Source organism: Yersinia vastinensis, from assembly GCF_902726565.1.
GTDB classification, from domain to species: Bacteria; Pseudomonadota; Gammaproteobacteria; order Enterobacterales; family Enterobacteriaceae; genus Yersinia; species Yersinia vastinensis.
This window is the reverse complement of sequence record NZ_CACVAF010000003.1, coordinates 353,643-370,243: the sequence shown is the minus strand read 5'-3', so window position 1 is coordinate 370,243 and position 16,601 is coordinate 353,643. Positions and strand designations below refer to the sequence as shown.

Sequence of the window (16,601 nt, the reverse complement as noted above, 5' to 3'; positions counted from 1 at the left end):
AGTCGTGTCCATCGCGCGGCATACTGTGTTACTTTTGTTTAGTGTGCTAAACAAGGAGGCGGTATGCTGCAGTTCGACTATCTTAAAACAGCGATTAAGCAAAAGGGTTGTACTTTACAGCAGGTGGCCGATGCCAGTGGCATGACCAAAGGTTACTTAAGTCAGTTACTCAATGACAAAATCAAAAGCCCCAGCGCACAAAAGCTAGAGGCTCTGCACCGCTACCTTGAGCTGGAATTTCCGCGTCGCGAGAAAAAAGTCGGCGTGGTGTTTGGTAAATTTTACCCATTGCATACCGGGCATATCTATCTCATTCAACGTGCTTGTAGTCAGGTTGATGAGCTGCATATCATTCTTTGTTTCGATGAGCCTCGCGACCGTGAGCTGTTTGAAAATAGTTCTATGTCGCAGCAACCAACGGTCAGTGACCGCTTGCGCTGGCTACTGCAAACCTTTAAATATCAGAAAAATATTCATATTCATTCATTTGATGAACATGGGATTGAGCCGTATCCCCATGGTTGGGATGTCTGGAGCCATGGCGTCAAAAACTTCATGGCGGAAAAGGGGATTGTCCCCAGCTTTATTTATTCCAGCGAAAGTCAGGATGCACCGCATTACCATGAACAATTTGGTATCGAAACCATTCTGATCGACCCGCAACGTTCATTTATGAATATCAGTGGCCGCCAGATCCGCCGTGATCCTTTCCGCTACTGGGATTATATCCCCACCGAAGTGAAGCCTTTCTTTGTGCGTACTGTAGCAATATTGGGGGGGGAGTCCAGCGGAAAATCCACGTTAGTCAATAAGTTAGCCAATATTTTCAATACCACCAGTGCGTGGGAATATGGCCGTGATTATGTTTTCTCTCATCTGGGGGGCGATGAGATGGCACTGCAATATTCTGATTATGACAAGATTGCATTGGGTCAGGCGCAATATGTTGATTTTGCGGTTAAATACGCCAATAAAGTGGCTTTTATTGATACTGATTTTGTCACCACTCAGGCATTTTGTAAGAAATATGAAGGGCGCGAACACCCGTTTGTGCAGGCGCTGATTGATGAATACCGTTTTGACTTGGTGATTTTGTTGGAGAACAACACGCCGTGGGTCGCTGATGGTTTACGCAGCCTCGGCAGTGATCGTGACCGCAAATCTTTCCAGAAACTACTGGAACAGATGCTGCGCAGCAATAATATTGAGTACGTCCATGTTGAGTCGGCGGATTACGACGAGCGCTTCCTGCGCTGTGTCGAACTGGTTCAGCAATTACTGGCTGCCGATTTGCAAAGGCTAGCTCGCCCATCAGTATTAAGTGAAATACAGCAAGAAGATTGATGTGAATTTTGCATTCAAGGGCGGAATAGTCCTGGCCGCTTGCATGCGGACAGTGTGCAGAATCCAGAGCGCACACAGAATGCGTGAGGATTTCGAGCACTGCCCAAATATCAAATAGCGGCTAAAATAGCCCTTTTGATGAGTAACTCATCACGACCTTACCGCGCATATGCCCACCCGCCACTAGGTCGTGGGCCGCTTTCAAATTCTCGACCGTCAGACCATGCAATGTTTCACTTAGCGTGCTTTGCAGTTTCCCTTCATCAACTAACTGACTGACTTGTTTTAAAATCTCCCCTTGCTGGGCGATATCCGGTGTAGAGAACATGCTGCGAGTGAACATAAATTCCCAATGCAGAGCTGCGCTTTTCAGTTTCAACTGATTCTGATCCAGTGGTTTTTCGTTCTCCACAATGGTACAGATTTGTCCCAGAGGGGCGATCAGTTCGCTGATGGCGGGCCAGTGACCGTCGGTATCATTCAAACAAAGAATATAATCGACTTTATTGATACCTTCTTTCTGCAACTGTGTTTTTAACTCACGATAATCCACGACTAAATCTGCACCGCGTTCACGACACCAAGCCGCTGATTCTGGGCGTGATGCAGTCGCAATCACTTTTACCGAACTACGTAATGCAGCTAGAGGGATCGCCAGTGATCCCACACCACCGGCACCGCCAATGATAAGCAAACTTTTACCTGCACTGGCCTGCTGAATTTTCAGATGTTCAAACAGTGCTTCCCACGCAGTGATAGCGGTGAGTGGTAGGGCCGCGGCTTGCGCCCAATTGAGTGAACTTGGCTTGTGAGCAGCAATACGCGCATCAACCAACTGTTGAGTGGCATTACTACCGGGGCGGGTGATATCACCGGCATACCAAACCTCATCGCCGGCACGAAAATCGGTCACTTTCTCACCGACACTGATGACCACACCTGCGGCATCCCAGCCCAGAATACGCGGTTGTTGTAGGCCATTTTTCTTCAGACCGCCGTGTACTTTGGTATCCACTGGATTGATGGAAGCGGCTTTAACATCGACTAGTAAATCAAAGGGGCCAGGTGTGGGTGAATCCAAAGTGATTTCAATAAAATCAGCGGGTTGTTGTGGGTTTACGGCAATGGCTTTAATGGACATGATGGTATTCCTGCTCCTGTTTAGCGTATCAACTGAGTCTAGACCACTCTGGTGATGGTGATAAGATGGACAATCACTAACGCAGTGTTCGCCTGAGATAAACAATCATGCTTAAGAAGCCTAATCATGTTTAAGCAACTTCAAGATATGGCGCTGTTCGCCAAAGTCGCAGAGTGTGGCAGCTTCACTCGTGCGGCTGATATGGCTGGTTTACCTAAATCTAGCGTCAGCCAGCGCATTAGCCAGTTGGAGCAAAATCTGGGGATTCGGTTGCTCAACAGAACCACCCGGCAATTGAACCTGACTTTTGCCGGTGAGCGCTATCTGGTGCATTGTCAGGAGATGCTACAAGCCGCTGAGCGGGCTGATTTGGCACTGCAACGGCTGAAGGATAATCCCAGTGGGCGTTTGCGTGTTTCCACACCGGCAGGGTTGGGTGCCACATTACTCGCCCGGCTGGCAACAGATTTTCAGCAGCAATATCCTGATGTTCTGCTGGAAGTTTTAGTCTCAGATACCATGGTGGATTTGGTTGAAGATGGTTTTGATGTAGCACTGCGAACCGGTAAACCACAGGATTCGTCACTGATTGGCCGGCGGCTGGGATATGCCCCGCGCTATCTGTTGGCCTCTCCTGCTTATTTGGCACAACACCCGCCACTGATCCACCCGCGCCAATTGGATGCTCATCGCTGTATTGCCCACCGTGCTTGGCAGGCGTTGATTTTGCGTCGCGATGATGAGTTTTATCGCTGGCAGGTACCTGCGCTGCATGTGACTGATAATCTGTTATATGCCCGAGAATGTGCACTGAACGATGGCGGTATTACGCTACTTCCCGCCTTCTTAAGCCGTGAAGTGGTGGCTAATAAGCAATTAATTGAAGTGTTGCCGCAGTGGCAAGCCGAGGGGAATGAGCTGTATCTGGTCTACCCAAGCCGTAAGTTGAACTCACCCGCATTGAGCTGTTTTATCGATGTGGTGATTGGGCATCCAGTGTTTGAGGATTATGTGCAGGGGCTGGACATGTCGTAAGAGAAGTGGAGTACGGGGCTACCGGCTCCACTTTGTTCGCTATTTCAGATTACAACCTTCATTCCAAATAAAACACTTCGCGCAGGGGCTGGCTCACCGGGCTGTTATCCGGGTGACTTGGCATAACATCGGCCATATGTTGCCACCAGCGTTGGCACACCGCGGTTTGTGCTACGGCATCCCAGCGCTCTTCCGATTCAATTTCGACAAAACCAAACAGTAAATTGCGTGCTTCATCGAGGAAAATTGAGTAGTGGTGAGCGCCATGTGCTTTCAGTACCGCTGCTAGTTCCGGCCAAATAGGTGAGTGTCTACGCTGATATTCAGCATGAGAATCTGGATTGACTTGCATAACAAACGCTTTGCGTATCATGAAGTTATCTCCACTCAAAGTGCCTGTAAGTACAGGGTTCTGACTTGCTCACGACTCGCCGGACGCGGATTGCAAGGCGCGCAAGGGTCGGCCAGTGCCTTATCTAACCAGCCTTCAATATCACTTTCCTCAATACCTAAGGCGGAGAATCCATGAGGAATACCGACTTGCAGCGACAATTCACGAATAGCCGCTATCGCCTGATGGCTGGCTTGCTCATCACTCATTTCTTGAGTGTTTACGCCCATGGCCTGCGCAATGCGAGCAAAACGGCTGACGGCTTGTGGGCGATTATATTCTTCAACTACTGGCAGTAAGATAGCGTTACATACACCATGAGGAAGGTTATGTGTGGCCCCGGGCTGATGAGCGAGTGCGTGCACCAAACCTAACCCCGCGCTGTTAAACGCCATGCCAGCCAAATATTGCCCACAGGCCATCATTTCGCGAGCATGCAGATTCTTGCCATCCTCCACAGCTAATGGCAGCCACTGGCTAATTAGGCGGATTGATTCGAGTGCTGAATGGTCAGTTAGCGTATGTGCACCTAGCGAGACATACGCTTCGATTGCATGGGTGAGGGCATCCATTCCGGTTGCGGCAGTGACGCTGGCAGGAATATTGAGCATCACCGAAGGGTCGTCCACCGCAATGTCGGGGATGATATTGGTGTCGATAATCACTTCCTTTACTTGCCGCTGACTATCAATAATAACGGCATTACTGGTCAATTCTGCTGCAGTCCCTGCTGTGGTGTTGATGGCGATTAGCGGAACACCGGTTTGTTTGACCTTACCCACGCCAGAATAAGCTGTAGATGGCCCCGGATTGGCCGTCAGTATCTTAATCGCTTTAGCGGTATCAATGGGGCTGCCACCACCGAAGGCTATCAGATAGTCACATTGATGCTGCGTGAAGGCAGTAAAACCCGTCTGTACTAACTCTTCGGTAGGATTAGGAAATACCTCAGCAAACAGCGCATAAGGTAACTGGTGCTGCTCCATCGCAATAAATAAGCTGTCCAACAATTCCAGCTCGACCAATTGCCCATCAGTCACAATCAGTGCTTTCCCCCACCGTTTGTCGCTGAGTAAGTTAACCATATCGCCGATTGCACCGGTGCCGTGCAAGCTGATTTTCGGCAGTGCCAACATGAAACTCATACTGTACTCCTCAAATAATGCATAGATGATGATGGCCCCGATGTTGGTCGGGGCTTGGGCTGAGGGATTAGGCGTCCAGTGCAGCAGCCAACGGCGTGACATCAAAACGTGCCGCTAGCGCAATCAGTTGCTCGCGTGAAATAGTCTGTTTCTTGCCGCCCATCGACAGAACCTTCACCATGATTTCGGCCGATTTCTCGGCGGTATCAATCAAACCAAAGGCGTCATCCAGCGTAGGCCCACTGCCGAAAATGCCATGGAAAGGCCAAAGCACCAGACTGTGTTCGCGCATTTGTTCCGCCGTCTGAGTGCCAATCCCATCAGTACCCGGCACCATCCATGGCACAATGCCAATTCCATCAGGGAAGACCACCAGACATTCGGTACTGCCTTCCCATAACAGGCGGGTGAAACTGGCGTTCTCGAGTTTTTGTACATAACTCAGAGCAATCAGATTGGTGGCATGACAATGCATAATGACGCGATTACTCCCGCCGCTGACTTGCATCCGCACAATATGAGATTGGAAATGGGCCGCCAGCTCAGAGGTGGGCAGCCCTCCCTGAGTTAGCCCCCAGTGAATGTGATAAGCCATGCCATCATTACTGACTTGCAGCAACACCAGATTTTCAGCCGGATTCAATTCCACATTGCGGAAAAACTTGCCAGAACCAGTGACAAGGAACCAGCTATTTGCCAGTTCGGGCGCGGGTTGCGTCAGCTCTACGTGACGCGGCTGAGGATAAAAATCGCGACGATAAGGTTCAACCTCTTCAGCCAGCAACCGCAAGCTGATATTGCCACCGTTACGTTCGTCCCACCCTTTGCGCCACATATCGCTGGTGGCTTTAATCATTCCTTCAATAAACCAGGAAGATAGAATTGATTGCATCATCATGAGTCCTTAACGTTGGCTGAGAATCTGTTGTTCGTATTCACGGACGGCATCAAGCCAGCGAGCATCGACTGGCACGTCATTACGCTGGCAGTAACCTTCCCAAATGGCTTGCCATGGCAGAGATTTTTGCTCTTCCAGTAGTGCCAACCGAGCGGTGTAATCACCGCGTAATTCCAGTTGGCGCAGCATGTCGGTAGGTTCCAATAAGGCGCGCAGCAAGGCTTTTTTCATGTTACGGGTTCCAATGACCCATGCGGCGATGCGGTTGATAGAGGCATCGAAGAAATCCAGACCGATATGAACGCGATCAAACAGGTTGTGGCGGATGATTTCACTGGCGATGGCCTGTGTTTCATCATCGAGCAAGACCACGTGGTCACTGTCCCAACGAACCGGTCGGCTGACATGCAGCAGCAGGCGCGGGACATACAGCATGGCGCTGGATATTTTGTCGGAAATCACTTCAGTAGGGTGGAAGTGACCGGCATCTAGGCACAGTGCCGTTTGGCGGCTGGCGGCATAACCCATATAAAATTCGTTGGAACCGACGGTATAGCTCTCAGCACCAATACCGAACAATTTGCTCTCAACGGCATCAATATGGTGCTCTGGGCTTAATTTTTCACTGATGACCTCATCCAGTGCTGATAGCAGGCGCTGACGGGGGGCTAGTCGATCAATGGGGGTGTCTTTCATGCCATCGGGGATCCAAATGTTCATGACGGATGGTGTGCTTAATTGTTCACCAAAATAGGCAGAAACCCGGCGGCTAGCCTGACAGTGTTCAATCCAGAACTGACGGATTTCCGGGTCTGGATGCGACAGGGTAAAACCGTCGGCACTCAATGGGTGGGAGAAGCAAGAGGGGTTAAAATCCAGCCCTAAATGATGTTTTTTAGCCCATTCAACCCAGCGGCTAAAGTGGCGTGGTTCGATTTTATTGCGCGCTACCGGGGTATCAGACTCCAGATAGATGGCGTGTAAATTGAGTCGCTTAGGACCGGGAATGAATGTTAGTGCCAATTCAAGGTCAGAGCGTAGTTCGGTCGCATTGCGCGCTTTCCCGGGGTAGTTGCCGGTGGCCTGAATCCCCCCGGTCAATGCGCCTTCTGGGTTTTCAAAGCCGGTGACATCATCGCCTTGCCAGCAGTGCATGGAAACTGGCAACGTATCAAGACGGGTCAGTGCGGCATCGACATCAACGCCGACAGCGGCAAATCGCTGTTTAGCCAGATCCCAGGCCTGTTCAATAGAGTTCGTCATATGCAAAGTTCCTTAGGTAATTGACTCAGTGACTGGAATTGCAACCAATGGGCGGCAAAGTCAGCGTTGTCGTGAGGGGATAAATGATGCAGAGGGAAGTTATTCGCCACGATGCGGCGGTAATGAGTGACATCAGCCACTTCGCCCAATGAGATTAATTGGCTACCAATATTACCGAGTGTTGAAGCCTCAACTGGCCCCATGCTGACATTCAAACCGCAGGCATCGGCGCAGAGTTGATTGAGAAATTGGTTTTGGCATCCGCCACCGACAATATGTAAATGGCTGATAGGGCGTCCGCGTAGTTCTGCCAACTCTTGCGCCACTTGCCGGTATAGCATGGCGAGGCTATCAAAAATGCAGCGGGCCAGTTGAGCGGCTGTGAGGGGGACTGAAAACCCATGTTCCCGACAAGCATCTTGGATCTCGCGGCACATATTAGGCGGATTGATAAATCGACTATCATTGGGGTTGATCAGCGAGCGACAGGCGGGTTGTCGCGCTGCTTGCTCAATCAATTGCGGTAAATCGTCAATCTGTAATTCGTCCGTTGCGCGTTGCAGTAACCACAGACCCATAATATTTTTGAGTACCCGATAGCGACCTTCCGCACCACCTTCGTTGGTGATATTGCTGCATTGCGCTTGATGGTGAGTGAGTGGCGTTGCACTTTCAAAACCCATCAGTGACCAAGTTCCGGAACTAAGATAGGCAGCATCAGCATCAATCAGGGGGGCGGCAAGAACCGCACTGGCTGTATCGTGGGTGGCAACAGCAATGACCGGAACTCGTTGGCCGCGGGGACTGTGCCAGTAGCCGATAGTTCTACCGGGTTTGCTGGGCTTGCCAAACCAATGGGCCGGCACGCCCGCATAAGTCAGTAAGTCGCTATCCCAGTCATCGGTGTCAATGTTGAGTAATTGGGTCGTGCTGGCATTGGTATATTCCCAGTTAAGTTGGCCGGTAAGGCGATAATGCAAGTAGTCTGGGATCAGTAGGAGATGAGCGACATCGGCAAGCAGATGGGGTTGCTGCTCACTGAATGCCCGTAATTGATACAGAGTATTAAATGGCAAGAATTGAATACCGGTGCGGCGATAAATCGCCTTGCTGCTCAGTGTCTGTTGTGCCTGTTCCATGACACCCTGAGTGCGGCTATCACGATAAGAAACTGGCTGCCCGACACGCTGGCCTTGCTTATCTAGCAATACGAAATCCACACCCCAGCTATCAATACCGATGCTGTCCAGCGCTATCCCTTCGCTGTCGAGTTGATTTAAACCCTGACGGATAGATTGTTCAATGGCATCAATATCCCAGACATCTGAGCCATCAATGGATTTAATCTGATTAGTAAAGCGGCAGACTTCCCGCAATGTCAGCTCTTGTTGATCTGGATAATAACTTGCCAGCATCACACGCCCACTAGAGGCTCCAAGGTCAATCGCGACCATGTGCCGTGAGGCGTTTGGTGATGTGGCTGTTGATGATGAACATGTGGATTGTGTGGGCATGATAAGCGGCCTGTTGTTTCTCGATGCCCAACAGTGTAGAAATTTGCCTGATCTACGACCTTCTCATCACTGCCAACCACTATGGCTATCTGGCAGAATGACAAAAGTGAAAGTGAAACAGCTCACAGTTTCGTATTTATGCATACCATCCCCCACCTGTGACCTTGCGCATATTTTTCAACATTGCCGCGCCTATCTAAAAAAAACCGCCGCTAAAGTGGCTTTTAGTGTCAAAAATTGAAGGTTTATTCACCACTGCTGCTTTTACTATCGAGAGATGAAGCAGGGCGATTTCGCCGTGCCTGTCGAAAGAGGGCAAAAGATGACTGTATTGCACAGTATTGATTTTTTCTCTTCCAGCTCATCACCAGTAGCTATTGAAGCTCGTGCACCACAACCTGCATTTCCTGAGCATCATCATGATTTTTATGAAATCGTTATTGTCGAAGAAGGGGCTGGCGTACATGTTTTTAATGGTAATCCTTATACATTAAGCAGTGGTTGTGTCTGTTTTGTTCGTGACCATGATCGCCATTTGTTTGAATCAACGGAGGGCTTATTCCTCACCAACGTGCTGTTTCGTGCTCCTGATGCTTTTCGTTTTTTATCCGGCGTTGGTCATTTTCTGCCCCAAGAGAGTGAGGGCGTTTACCCCTCTCATTGGCGAATAAATGGACAGATTTTGCAGCAGGTAAAATGTTTGATTGCTTGTCTTGAACACGCACCACAAAGTGATTTGGCGGAAGATATTGCTCTGCATGAGAGTGTTTTTATGCAGTTATTGGTGAAACTGTGGCAGGGATGCCGGGCACAAGTAGGAGATGATCAGGAAGGGCGGTTATGCCAACTATTGGATTGGTTGCAGAACAACTATAGCGAGGTAATTGAGTGGCCAGAATTAGCCGACCGCTTTGCATTGCCACTGCGAACGCTACACCGCCAGCTAAAGAATCAGACTGGAATGACACCTCAACGCTATCTTACTCGGTTGCGCTTGCTACAAGCTCGCCATCAGCTATGTTACAGCGACAGCAGTGTTACTGATATTGCCTATCAATGTGGTTTCGGTGACAGCAATCACTTCTCAACCTTATTTAAGCGGGAGTTTTCACAATCTCCTCGTGATTTACGCAGTCAGCTTTAGCACCTTTCTATGCTAACCGATAAGGGCGTGAATGGTATCACGGTAAAAATTGGCAGTTTCAAGATAATGTTCTGCTCATTAATTAATCTATAACAATAAGGCTGTATGCATGCGGACACCACTGCTGTTAGAAAGCCGGGATTATTTACCATCGGAACAGATGCCGGTGGCGGTAACCAACCGATATCCGCAGGAAGTCTTCGCAGAGCACACCCATCAATTTTGCGAAATTGTGATTGTCTGGCGGGGGAATGGTTTACATATCCTGAACGACCATCCTTACCGCATTACCTGCGGAGATGTTTTCTATATCCAGGCAGAAGATCATCATAGCTACGAATCCGTACATGACTTGGTATTAGATAATATTATTTATTGTCCAGAGCGGCTTCGTCTGAATGCGCAATGGCATAAGTTACTGCCACCTTTTGGGCATGAACAGAATCAGGGATATTGGCGGTTAACAACACAAGGAATGGCGCAGGCGAGGCCTATCATTCAGCAGTTGGCGCAGGAGTCGCGCAAGACAGATTCTTGGTCAATACAATTGACTGAGGCATTGTTGCTGCAACTTGCCATCGTACTGAAACGTCATCGCTATCGGGCTGAACAAGCTCACTTATTACCAGATGGTGAGCAACTTGATTTAATTATGTCAGCGTTGCAGCAAAGTTTGGGGACTCATTTTGACATGACTGATTTTTGTAATAAAAATAAATTGGTTGAGCGTTCGCTAAAGCAGCTTTTTCGCCAGCAAACAGGGATGAGTATTAACCATTATCTTCGTCAAATTCGGTTGTGCCATGCCAAGTCTCTCTTGCGGTGTAGTGAGCATCGTATCAGTGATATTGCCGCTCGCTGTGGATTTGATGACAGTAATTACTTCTCTGTCGTTTTTACCCGTGAGGCCGGTATGACACCACGAGATTATCGTCAACGTTTTGTTCGCTCCCCTGTATCGTTGGCTAAAAATGGCAGTGATAACCACAGTGCTCTTGTCTAGCCCCCTCCTTCGCAACGCCTATCCATAAGATAACGGGCAGGTTTTTCAACTCTGCCCGTCCATATAATAACGTTTAATTATGGATATTAAGCCGCCATGCCCAAGCCAACGATATTGGCTGCCAGAATAATCACCAGACAACCAATACATAGTACGGTCACCGGTTTTCTGGTGGAGCATTTCCACTCTTTAAGTAGCAGACCAACAATGCCCCCACACAGGACATAGAAGCTCATGTGTAGCATCCAGCTCATATAATCATATTGTTGTGGGATCTTGGCGTGGCCCCAAGCATAGAAGAAGAATTGCAGATACCACATCAACCCGGCTAATGCTGAGAACAAAATGTTGGTGATCAGCAGTGGTTTGGCAATCGAGAAATCAGCTTTGACTGACAGGTTTTTGAGTGTCGCTAGGCGGATAAAACAATAACTCAAATTAATGAGCGCCCCACCCCCCATAATGATGACGTAGCTAGGTAGTGCGACATAGAGTGGATTGATGCCTAACGCACTGGCCGCTTCATGCATAGGTTTGGCGGCATCCATGGCAAATGACATGCCAGCAGAGAAGATACCGCACATTACAGCCAGTATTAGCCCTTTTTTCAGGTTGAACTCTTCTGCCTGAATCCCCATAGCCCGCTCTTTCAGTAGCCCAGCATAACTAACGATGGCAACACCTATTAGAGCCACAAGCACCCCTAGTAAGGTCATACGTCCGCCTGCGGTACCGAATAGCACATCAAAACGCCCTTGTAGAATCGGTGTCATTAATGTGCCGATAATCAGTGTGATACCGATGGCAATCCCAATCCCCATCGACATTCCAAGGTAGCGCATCGTCAGGCCGTAGTTGATATTACCAATCCCCCACATAGCCCCGAACAGGAATACCGGCAGTAAGGTGGCGATGCTGAAAGAACCGTAATATTGCCAAAAGTCAGGTAATAATAAATAGCTAACTGTCCATGGCAGGATGAGCCAAGAGACGAGGCCACCCACTGACCACATGGTTTCCCATGACCATTTTTTTACTTGTTTAAACGGCGCGTAAAAACACGCCGCACTAGCAGCGCCCACCAGATGCCAAATTATCCCCAATATAATCGCATTGTTCATCTTATTATCCTTCGTTGTGATGGTGCGGGGAGGCGCGGAACGGGAAGGGCGCACAAACCGCTGATGACGAAGGAGTCTAAATAGTGTGCAGTCTTGTCACCTTCGGCTGACTGCCTTAAGACAAGGAAAGCTGGCAAAATTCAGTGGGTAACAATGATGATGATCACAGAATAGAATTCTGGTGACGGACGGCTTAATGGGAGAGGTTATCGCGGCAGGAATTCGGCTCGCCATCGTATTAATAGGCGGTTTTTTCCCATTGAAAAAGGCCTGCAATCGCAGGCCTCTGATATAACTCGGTCATCTTTTTCCGGTTTTCACCGGAAACTCATTACTTGGTCATTTTCTTATACTTAATACGGTGTGGCTCCAGCGCTTCAGCGCCCAGAGTGCGTTTTTTCCACTCTTCGTATTCAGTAAAGTTACCTTCGAAGAACGCCACTTTGCCTTCATCTTGATAGTCGATGATGTGGGTAGCTATGCGGTCGAGGAACCAACGGTCATGGGAAATAACCATGGCGCAGCCCGGGAATTCCAGTAAGGCGTTTTCCAGTGCGCGCAGAGTTTCAATATCCAGATCATTGGTCGGTTCATCGAGCAGCAACATATTGCCGCCAACTTGTAGCAATTTGGCCAGATGGATACGACCGCGTTCACCGCCAGACAGCTCGCCGACTCGCTTGCCCTGATCGATCCCTTTAAAGTTAAAGCGGCCAACATAAGCGCGACTTGGAATTTCAAAGTTGCCGATCTTCATGATGTCCTGACCGCCGGAAACTTCTTCCCAAACGGTTTTGCTGTCATCCATGTTGTCACGGAACTGATCAACCGATGCCAACAGCACAGTGTCGCCCAGTGAAATCGTGCCGGAATCAGGTTGTTCCTGACCAGACAACATGCGGAACAGGGTTGATTTACCCGCACCATTCGGCCCGATAATCCCGACGATAGCACCCTTTGGCAGTGAGAAAGTCAGGTCGTCAATCAGTACGCGGTCACCATAAGACTTGCACAGATGCTCAACTTCTAGCACTTTGTCGCCTAAACGTGGGCCAGGCGGAATGAACAACTCACTGGTTTCGTTACGCTTTTGATATTCAACGCTGTTAAGTTCTTCAAAACGGGCCAGACGAGCTTTGCCTTTCGCCTGACGGCCTTTTGGATTCTGACGAACCCACTCCAGCTCTTTCTCGATAGATTTGCGACGGGCCGCTTCGGAAGAGGCTTCCAGCGCCAGACGAGCATCTTTCTGTTCCAGCCATGAGGAGTAGTTACCTTCCCATGGAATACCTTCACCACGGTCAAGTTCCAGAATCCAACCCGCCACGTTATCAAGGAAGTAACGGTCATGGGTGATGGCGACAACAGTGCCTTCGTAATCATGCAGGAAGCGCTCCAGCCAAGCCACGGATTCAGCATCCAAGTGGTTGGTTGGCTCATCCAGCAGCAGCATGTCAGGTTTTTCTAGCAATAGGCGGCAGATAGCAACACGACGGCGCTCACCACCGGATAAGTTGGCAATTTTTGCATCCCAAGGTGGCAGGCGCAAAGCATCCGCAGCACGTTCTAACTGGTTATCCAGATTGTGGCCGTCATGGGATTGGATAATCGCTTCCAGTTCACCTTGCTCTTTCGCCAGTTTATCGAAATCTGCATCTGGATCGGCATACAGCGCGTAAACCTCATCCAACCGAGTCAGGGCGCGTTTAACTTCGCCAACCGCCTCTTCAACCGATTCGCGTACAGTTTGTTCAAGGTTCAGTTTTGGTTCCTGTGGCAGGTAACCAATTTTGATCCCCGGTTGTGGGCGCGCTTCACCTTCAATATCGGTATCAATGCCCGCCATGATGCGCAAAAGAGTCGATTTACCTGAGCCGTTCAGGCCCAGCACACCAATTTTGGCCCCAGGGAAGAAACTCAAGGAGATGTTTTTCAAAATATGTCGTTTCGGCGGAACTACTTTGCCGACGCGATGCATGGAATAGACGTATTGAGCCACGTTGCGTCTGCCTCTCTATATATCAGTTTTTATTGGATGTCTGGTGCGGAGTGTAGCCCGTTTTACTATACCCGTCATCTTTCGAGTAAAAGCTTACGGCGCGGTGACTATCATTGCCACGCGGCGGTTCTCTGCCCGGCCTTTTGCGGTTCGATTATCAGCTACCGGTTCCAATTTCCCCCTGCCACGCACATCAATATTTGCCCTTGGAATACCGATGGTTGCCAGTGAATCAGCGACTGTTGCGGCTCGCTCGTAGGAGAGTTTCTGATTATAACTGTCTTGGCCAGTGGCATCAGTGTGCCCATCTACCCGTAAATGATTGATACCGACACTGTGCAATGCTTGGCCAATGTTCTGAACAGTTTGTACGCCGGATGAATTCAATTTCTTGACGTCACTGTCGAATAAAACTTTATTGGCTAATCCAAATTCCCAACCATTATCCGTTAATTTAAAGCCTTGCTCCTGTAATGCAGCAACTTGCTCTGGCGTCAGCCCCTGTGGTTTGGTCTGACAACCGGCTAATACCAGCAGAAAAAGTGCAAAAAAACCAATCCAAATGGGATTTCTCTGACGACGACTATTTAAACCCAGCATGTCACCTACCCTAAGATTTCTGTTGGAGAACGTTCTGTGTGAGTCAAGCCCGCCAGTTGCACGATACCTCGTTCAGAAGGGCGGAAACCTTTCTTTGCCTGATACATGGCTTCATCTGCTCGTTGTAATAACTCTTCCGGTGTTTGCGCATGGTCAGGATAGATAGCAATACCAATACTGAGTGAGGTCGTAATTTCACTCCCGTCGGCCAATATTATGGGGTGAGTCATACTCTCTATAATGTCCTCGGCGATGGTGAGAACATCGTGAGTATCATGAATCGGTGCCAATAATACCGCGAACTCATCGCCGCCTAAGCGAGCCACTAAATCGGACTCACGCAATAAAGCACGAATACGGTCGGCGATGGTTGTGAGCACGACATCACCCGCGGCATGACCATAGTTGTCATTAATCTCTTTAAAGCGATCACCATCAAGGAATAAAACGGCGGCGTGTTCGTTGGTTTTGCAATCTTTAAGTGTTCGCGTTAAACGGCCTTCAAAGAACGCGCGATTGGCCAAACCGGTGAGGCTATCATGGGCAGCTCGGTGTGCCAGTGAGTCATTTTCTTGCGTTAAGTGCCGCTGCCAAACTTCAAGTTCTTCCAATAATCCATTGAAGTCATTACTTAATTCATTTAGCTCGGCAATTTGCGCCGAAGGCACACGTTGACCAAAGCTACGGTTACGGCTGACATTATGGGCCACTTCAGTGATTCGATTGAGCGAGCCAATAATGCCAAAAAGCATGCGACGCGACAGAAATAGCGCCACCGCCGAGCTGAGAATCAAGCAGATAAGTAGCCCGGCTAATCCTTGCAGCAGAAAACGCAGCAAGCTGCCACCATGGCCGACAATCACTATTCTGCCGATTTCATTACCCGCATGAACCATTGGCAGTACCACAGGTTCAGGCAGTGCCCAGCGAGCAACACTCTGCTCCATATAGTGTATCGGGCCATCGTCAGGCAGCGTCCAACTAGCGACTTCCCGGCCATTGGTATCTAAAATCTTGGCCTGCGCAATCTCTTCGTTTGCCGCAATCAGGGACAACGCTTCGTTAGCCACCACGGTATCGCCAAAAACAACTGCAGCTTCAGTGGTATAACTGATGGAGCGAGCAATTAAATGTAGGTTATGGTCAGCATAAACTCGTAATGCAAATAACGCCGCTAAGGTCAGGAAAATACCTGCCGTCGCCACCGACACAATAGCTACCGTTAAATGTATTTTGCCCAATACACGGCCCAGTGTGGGGAGCTTGGTCGTATTTGTTTGATTTTTTATCTGACTCGCAGATTTATTTTTTATTGAACTCATAATGCGTCAGCCTTTTTACGGGCAAGTTGCAACACGTTGGGATGAACTCTGACCCCACCGCGTGCTAATGCATCCATATTGACTTTGAAAGAGGCTTGCTTGTCTTCCAGTAGCAAACAAAATGCACTGCCCAAGGTGCATTCGTCATAATTTTCACTGATGGTAAGAACCGGATGCCCAGAGAGTTGGCTTGCCAGCTCCTGGCGTTGTTGCTCTCCAATAAGCCCCAAATAAACGACATCACAGTTGGTCGCTATTGAGTCATTGGGCAGTGAATAGCGCTGTGTTTTAATGGGATGATCAGTTTGCATTAATGCGGGATTAAACAGCTCTTCGGCATAATTTGTTGGAGCAACAACACATAAGCGAGTGACCGGTAGCGGCATAGGCCAGCGAGAATAACTGATAATCCCTAGCACCATTTTGGTGGCGGCATCACTACGGGTATGAACGAGCGTTTCACTGACATTATTGGCTGCCATTAAAGGCACAGAGGCGAATAACAGTGTGAGAAGTAAGAAACCGCAGACACAGGCCCTCCCGATACGCCGTGGCATAATCAGTTTGGACGAATAATTGCGCTTATCATTGCTGACGCCATTAATTGCGCAAGGTGAGGTGTTCATTTTTGCGCTTCCTGTAGGGCGATGAGGCTCACGTGTTCATTGCTACGGTCGAAGA

General features: G+C 49.1%; 15 protein-coding genes and 1 pseudogene. 5 read left to right on the top strand and 11 right to left on the bottom strand.

All coding sequences use genetic code 11. The features are described 5' to 3' along the window. Positions 1 to 63 precede the first annotated feature (63 nt). A complete protein-coding gene (nadR, locus tag HUZ92_RS06445) occupies positions 64 to 1,344 on the top strand; it encodes a multifunctional transcriptional regulator/nicotinamide-nucleotide adenylyltransferase/ribosylnicotinamide kinase NadR (protein ID WP_050100075.1) in 1,281 nt (426 codons plus the stop codon). 121 nt (positions 1,345 to 1,465) lie between these two features. Here nadR and HUZ92_RS06440 read toward each other — a convergent pair whose 3' ends face one another. Further along, entirely contained in the window at positions 1,466 to 2,485 is a 1,020-nt protein-coding gene (locus HUZ92_RS06440; protein ID WP_050140888.1) for a zinc-binding alcohol dehydrogenase family protein, read from the bottom strand. Between the two features lie 126 nt (positions 2,486 to 2,611). Between HUZ92_RS06440 and HUZ92_RS06435 the strand changes: the two genes are divergently transcribed. Continuing rightward, positions 2,612 to 3,520 carry a LysR family transcriptional regulator gene (locus tag HUZ92_RS06435; protein WP_050100078.1) on the top strand — a complete coding sequence of 303 codons (909 nt, stop codon included), beginning with the start codon at positions 2,612 to 2,614 and terminating at the stop codon, positions 3,518 to 3,520. 58 nt (positions 3,521 to 3,578) lie between these two features. Here HUZ92_RS06435 and rhaM read toward each other — a convergent pair whose 3' ends face one another. From rhaM to rhaB, 5 genes are all read right to left on the bottom strand, one after another. After that, on the bottom strand, positions 3,579 to 3,893 hold the full coding sequence (gene rhaM / locus HUZ92_RS06430; RefSeq protein ID WP_050100079.1) for an L-rhamnose mutarotase: 315 nt from the start codon (positions 3,891 to 3,893) through the stop codon (positions 3,579 to 3,581). A gap of 14 nt (positions 3,894 to 3,907) precedes the next feature. Further along, positions 3,908 to 5,056: a lactaldehyde reductase gene (fucO, locus tag HUZ92_RS06425; RefSeq protein ID WP_145579652.1), complete on the bottom strand. Its 1,149-nt coding sequence runs from the start codon at positions 5,054 to 5,056 to the stop codon at positions 3,908 to 3,910. Positions 5,057 to 5,123: 67 nt separating this feature from the next. Continuing rightward, entirely contained in the window at positions 5,124 to 5,948 is an 825-nt protein-coding gene (gene rhaD, locus HUZ92_RS06420) for a rhamnulose-1-phosphate aldolase (RefSeq protein WP_050100151.1), read from the bottom strand. A 12-nt stretch (positions 5,949 to 5,960) separates the two neighbouring features. Beyond that, a complete protein-coding gene (locus tag HUZ92_RS06415; protein ID WP_145579642.1) occupies positions 5,961 to 7,217 on the bottom strand; it encodes an L-rhamnose isomerase in 1,257 nt (418 codons plus the stop codon). Continuing rightward, positions 7,214 to 8,671, bottom strand: a complete 1,458-nt coding sequence (rhaB, locus tag HUZ92_RS06410) for a rhamnulokinase (protein ID WP_050100087.1) — start codon at positions 8,669 to 8,671, stop codon at positions 7,214 to 7,216. Before rhaB ends, HUZ92_RS06415 begins: the two co-directional genes overlap by 4 nt. Between rhaB and HUZ92_RS06405 the strand changes: the two are divergent. The 3 genes and pseudogenes from HUZ92_RS06405 (at position 8,670) to rhaR (ending at position 10,878) form a co-directional block, all read left to right on the top strand. After that, positions 8,670 to 8,832, top strand: a pseudogene (locus HUZ92_RS06405) (phosphoribosylaminoimidazole synthetase). The gene rhaB and the pseudogene HUZ92_RS06405 overlap by 2 nt on opposite strands. A 221-nt stretch (positions 8,833 to 9,053) precedes the next feature. Then, the gene (gene rhaS / locus HUZ92_RS06400) at positions 9,054 to 9,875 is read left to right on the top strand and encodes an HTH-type transcriptional activator RhaS (protein ID WP_050140884.1); all 822 of its coding nucleotides are present in this window, start codon (positions 9,054 to 9,056) and stop codon (positions 9,873 to 9,875) included. 109 nt (positions 9,876 to 9,984) lie between these two features. Then, a complete protein-coding gene (rhaR, locus tag HUZ92_RS06395; protein ID WP_050140883.1) occupies positions 9,985 to 10,878 on the top strand; it encodes an HTH-type transcriptional activator RhaR in 894 nt (297 codons plus the stop codon). An 86-nt stretch (positions 10,879 to 10,964) separates the two neighbouring features. Here the strand turns inward: rhaR and rhaT are convergent, their stop codons facing one another. The 5 genes from rhaT to HUZ92_RS06370 form a co-directional block, all read right to left on the bottom strand. Continuing rightward, positions 10,965 to 11,999 (bottom strand): L-rhamnose/proton symporter RhaT, encoded by a 1,035-nt coding sequence (rhaT, locus tag HUZ92_RS06390; protein ID WP_050100092.1) that lies wholly within the window; start codon positions 11,997 to 11,999, stop codon positions 10,965 to 10,967. A 331-nt stretch (positions 12,000 to 12,330) separates the two neighbouring features. Then, the gene (ettA, locus tag HUZ92_RS06385; protein ID WP_050140882.1) at positions 12,331 to 13,998 is read right to left on the bottom strand and encodes an energy-dependent translational throttle protein EttA; all 1,668 of its coding nucleotides are present in this window, start codon (positions 13,996 to 13,998) and stop codon (positions 12,331 to 12,333) included. 93 nt (positions 13,999 to 14,091) lie between these two features. After that, positions 14,092 to 14,598 carry an OmpA family protein gene (locus tag HUZ92_RS06380; protein ID WP_050140881.1) on the bottom strand — a complete coding sequence of 169 codons (507 nt, stop codon included), beginning with the start codon at positions 14,596 to 14,598 and terminating at the stop codon, positions 14,092 to 14,094. A gap of 5 nt (positions 14,599 to 14,603) precedes the next feature. Further along, on the bottom strand, positions 14,604 to 15,920 hold the full coding sequence (locus tag HUZ92_RS06375) for a diguanylate cyclase domain-containing protein (protein ID WP_050100098.1): 1,317 nt from the start codon (positions 15,918 to 15,920) through the stop codon (positions 14,604 to 14,606). Continuing rightward, positions 15,917 to 16,546 carry a YfiR family protein gene (locus HUZ92_RS06370; protein ID WP_050100099.1) on the bottom strand — a complete coding sequence of 210 codons (630 nt, stop codon included), beginning with the start codon at positions 16,544 to 16,546 and terminating at the stop codon, positions 15,917 to 15,919. The genes HUZ92_RS06375 and HUZ92_RS06370 overlap by 4 nt, the downstream gene beginning before the upstream one ends. Between the last annotated feature and the right edge of the window lie 55 nt (positions 16,547 to 16,601).